We start from the raw sequence: 1255 nt of genomic DNA, 5'->3' as shown, positions 1-1255 counted from the left end.
CTCCGCGGCGCTGCGCATCGCCGGCGTCACCCGCGCCACAGTCGCCCCGTCCGGCGGCGAGGTGGTGAAGGACCCGCGCACCGGCGAGCCGACGGGCATCCTCAAGGAGGACCCCGCGCGCAACCTGGTGACGACGAAGGTGCCGTCTCCCTCCCCCGCCACCATCCGCCGCCAGATCGTCGCGGCGATGGAGCTGGCGGCGCGTACGGGCGTCACCAGCGTGCAGACGGACGTCTCGCCGATCGTCGCGGGCAGCTCCACCGACGTCGATCCGGCGCTCCCCGCGTCGTTCCGGGTGATGCAGGAGCTGGAGCGCGCCGATTCGCTCACCGTGCGGATGTACGTCTGGTTTCCGCTGAACCGCGAGGTGATCGGCGGCTTCCGGCGGCTGGGGATCCGCGCCGGCTATGGGGACGAGTGGCTGCGGCTGGGGATGGTGAAGGGGTACGCGGACGGCACGCTGGGCTCGCGGACCGCGTACATGCTGGAGCCGTTCAGCGACGACCCGCACACGCGCGGGCTGGCGCGCTACACCGACGCGCAGCTGGACTCGCTCGTGGCGGAGGCCGACGCGGCGGGGCTGCAGGTGATCCTGCACGCCATCGGCGACGCGGCTAACCGTCAGGCGCTGGACGCCTTCGAGCGGGCCGCGCGCGTGAACCCGCCGCACGCGCGCCGCCACCGCATCGAGCACGCGCAGGTGCTGGCGCCGGGCGACATCCCCCGCTTCAGGCAGCTCGGCGTGATCGCGTCGATGCAGCCCACGCACGCCACCAGCGACATGCGCTGGGCGGAGACGCGCATCGGCCACCAGCGCGCGGTGCAGGGCGCGTACGTCTGGCGCACGCTGCTGAACGCGGGGGCGACGGTGATCTTCGGCACCGACTTTCCCGTGGAGCCGATCCGCCCGGTGGAGGGGATCTACTCCGCCGTCACGCGGCAGAGCCGCGAGCAGCCGGGGGTGCCGCCGGGCGGGTGGATGCCCGAGCAGCGGCTGACGCGCGAGGAGGCCATCCGCCTCTACACCGCCGCGCCCGCGTACGGCGAGTGGCAGGAGCGGGTGAAGGGGATGCTGCGCCCGGGGATGCTGGCCGACTTCGTAGTCTGGTCCGCCGACCTGCTCGCCATCCCCGAGCGCGAGATCCTGGACGCCGAGCCGGTGATGACCGTCGTCGGCGGCCGAGTCGTCTACGCGAAACCCTGAACTGATGGTCTCACGCAGAGGGCGCAGAGGTCGCAGAGGGACTGAATCAAT

1 protein-coding gene is annotated in these 1255 nt (G+C 72.7%); it reads left to right on the top strand.

Translation table 11 applies throughout. The features are described from left to right. A partial coding sequence (locus VF092_26175) for an amidohydrolase (GenBank protein HEX6750801.1) occupies positions 1–1204 on the top strand: 1204 nt, incomplete at its 5' end. Positions 1205–1255: the final 51 nt, after the last annotated feature.

The sequence above is a fragment of the Longimicrobium sp. genome (assembly GCA_036377595.1).
Classification (GTDB): Bacteria; Gemmatimonadota; Gemmatimonadetes; order Longimicrobiales; family Longimicrobiaceae; genus Longimicrobium.
The sequence above is the reverse complement of the archived record's forward strand: the minus strand, read 5'-3'. Positions and strand labels throughout refer to the sequence as shown.